The organism is Microcystis sp. LE18-22.4A, assembly GCF_027531105.1.
In the GTDB taxonomy this organism is placed as follows: domain Bacteria; phylum Cyanobacteriota; class Cyanobacteriia; order Cyanobacteriales; family Microcystaceae; genus Microcystis; species Microcystis aeruginosa.
In genome coordinates this window covers 1-2,521 of the sequence record NZ_JAPZRB010000514.1, presented here as the reverse complement: position 1 = coordinate 2,521, position 2,521 = coordinate 1, and the positions used below count along the sequence as shown (strand labels likewise).

At 45.4% G+C, this 2,521-nt stretch carries 5 protein-coding genes; 2 read left to right on the top strand and 3 right to left on the bottom strand.

The window, feature by feature from the left end; genetic code table 11:
- Positions 1–467 precede the first annotated feature (467 nt).
- Both O9295_RS22050 and O9295_RS22045 read left to right on the top strand, forming a co-directional pair.
- Positions 468–665 (top strand): type II toxin-antitoxin system HicB family antitoxin, encoded by a 198-nt coding sequence (locus O9295_RS22050; protein WP_002738180.1) that lies wholly within the window; start codon positions 468–470, stop codon positions 663–665.
- A 2-nt stretch (positions 666–667) separates the two neighbouring features.
- Entirely contained in the window at positions 668–880 is a 213-nt protein-coding gene (locus O9295_RS22045; RefSeq protein WP_002763902.1) for a type II toxin-antitoxin system HicA family toxin, read from the top strand.
- A 353-nt stretch (positions 881–1,233) separates the two neighbouring features.
- Here O9295_RS22045 and O9295_RS22040 read toward each other — a convergent pair whose 3' ends face one another.
- From O9295_RS22040 to O9295_RS22030, 3 genes are all read right to left on the bottom strand, one after another.
- Complete coding sequence (locus O9295_RS22040) at positions 1,234–1,626, bottom strand: pepsin/retropepsin-like aspartic protease family protein (RefSeq protein WP_002753443.1); 393 nt, start codon at positions 1,624–1,626, stop codon at positions 1,234–1,236.
- A complete protein-coding gene (locus O9295_RS22035) occupies positions 1,619–1,837 on the bottom strand; it encodes a hypothetical protein (protein WP_288035379.1) in 219 nt (72 codons plus the stop codon). The genes O9295_RS22040 and O9295_RS22035 overlap by 8 nt, the downstream gene beginning before the upstream one ends.
- A gap of 226 nt (positions 1,838–2,063) precedes the next feature.
- A complete protein-coding gene (locus O9295_RS22030) occupies positions 2,064–2,252 on the bottom strand; it encodes a DUF433 domain-containing protein (RefSeq protein ID WP_288035378.1) in 189 nt (62 codons plus the stop codon).
- Positions 2,253–2,521 lie beyond the last annotated feature (269 nt).

The window sequence follows — 2,521 nt, the reverse complement described above, 5'->3', positions numbered from 1 at the left end:
ACAATTCCTATTTTTTCATAATTAGGGGTCTCAAGCTCCCCCTAGCGGCCACCGAGAAAACCTTCACCAGATAAGTATTTTTACTCAAGTCTCTGGAGGGGGACAGCTTATGTGACAGTTGAGGGTGCGGAATGTGGGTTTCAGCCTCGCCCGTAGGTTGGGTTGACGCAAGGAAACCCAACATCAATCAACTCATAACAGAGTGCGATGCCGAAGGCACTGCGTAGCAGCACGCTGATCTGGTAGGGTGGGTTAATGAAATGTAACGGTGCGATTCGTTTCTAGGGGAATAAATAGCCTAGAGTAGCCTGTAGGTTGAACTTCGGCCGTGAGCTTTTGCCGAACGGTTGACGCAAGGAAACCCAACCATATCAAGTTTGCTGTGAGGTTCCGCTGTTGCTACAATTTGATCCCACATCCATAATTCTATCAAGCTAAAATGGAGTGCTATCTAGAAGGAACTTATGATGAAATACAAAATTGTCCTTTATCGTTCTGAAGAAGGAATTACTGTTGGCGTTCCTGCGCTCCCCGGTTGTTGGTCCGAGGGAGATACTGAGGAAGAGGCATTAACCAATATCCAAGATGCAATTCGTGAGTATCTTGCAGCCTTAGAAGAACGCTTGCAAGATGGGGAAATTCGTGAAATTGAAATGCAGGTGTAACTATGCCTAGAATTCCTGGCGTAAATCACCTAGATGCAGTACGAGCCTTGGAGAAGGTAGGCTTTCGGATCATTCGCCAAGGCAAACATATCATCATGAGTGATGGGGTGCGTCAAGTTGCTCTTCCAAGGCACAATCCAATTAAGGCATTTACAATGGGTGGAATTGTTCAAGATGCTGGTTTGACAGTCGCAGAATTTCGTAAACTATTATGAGTGCGATGCCAAAGGCACTGCGTAGCAGATCGCCTCGCCCGTAGGTTGGATTGACCCAAGGAAACCCAACATCAATCAACTCATAACAGAGTGCGATGCCGAAGGCACTGCGTAGCAGCACGCCGATCTTGTAGGGTGTGTTAATGAAGTGAACGCACCTTATCTAATGTTCAAAATCCGTGGGTTACGCTAACGCTAACACAGGCTACATCATATTTGATCGCCAAGATTAAGTGATTGCCAAAGCGATCGGGCATAACACAAGGCTGGGTTGACGGCAGGAAACCCAGCATTGCTTTTCTCTATCAACACTAACCAAAAGCGCGATCCCACCCAAAACACATCGACCCTTATTAGAAGCGGATAATTTCGATCGTGCATCGCGATCGTTGAAAACAGACATCAAATTCTCGAAAAAAGTTCGTTTGCCCAAGAATTAAGGGTATCTGAGAAGTTTTTGCCCAAGCAAAGGCTAGACGAACAGGTTCCAAATTCCCAATTTGAACATACACAAATAACCCTCGTGCTTCAACCCTTGCAAGATTTCCGGCCAATGGCAAGCGGACAGTTTGTTCCTCCCAAATTGCACCCAATTGCGGCCCGATGTCGTAAGGTAATAGATTGACCGTAGATCCGGTATCCAGCAGGGCATTCGCAGAAACAGAAAGGCCTGCATGACTCAGAGTGATGGGAATCGTGGGTAATGCTTCATCGTCGGAAAGGGGAAATTCGACTGTACTAGGCATGGGTAGATGCCTCTCCGTCATCCTGAATCAGATGCATCAGAATATTGGCGGCTTCCGTGGCATCGTAGGGCGACCAAATCGGATACTCTGATGCGGAAAAGATAACCTGTAGTTCAGCATCCGGGATTTGTGCAGCTAGGAGTTTGAAGAGTGATAATTTGTCTGTCTGGCTCAGATTGTTGACCAGAAGAATTAACTCAGTGAGTGACATGGCTTAAACTTCTAGATATGCGAGAATAAATTGATCATAAGCGATCTGTGAGGTACGGTCTAACAATCCCGTTGCACACCGACCGTATCAGGTTGGTCGGTGCTGAGTAACAAGAACCACATCATGTCCAGCATCAATTAGAAATCTCGCAGTGATTGCGTAAACGTCTTGATCGAGAAGAAATTTCATTATTAAGCCGACACAAGTTTAATGTCTTCAGCCGCTACTAAAGCGATAGCATATTGCAGACAACACGAATGTCTTCAATTTGTAAATCAGGGTAATAATCCTGAATAATTATACTGAAAGAGAGTCCCTCATTTAGCAACTCAAGAACACTCTGCACAGTGATGCGCGTCCCTTCTATGCAGGGCTTCCCAAAATGAATTTGAGGGTTAACAGAAATTTTATACATTGTTGTCACCTAGTCGTAAGATGCCCTTATTTTAGATCACATTGCACAAAAACAGCCGTATAACAAGTCGCTGCACCGGAACGCCGTCACTTGGTTGGTTGAGTGCGATGCCGAAGGCACTGCGTAGCAGCACGCCGATCTTGTAGGGTGCGTTACGGCGAATTATTAATTTTAGTTTTTTGACTAAATTGATAGCCGCCTAACGCACCCTACTGGTTTGTTTCAGCTAAGATAGGGCAATAGATTTCGGCTTAAAGTCTTAGATTATA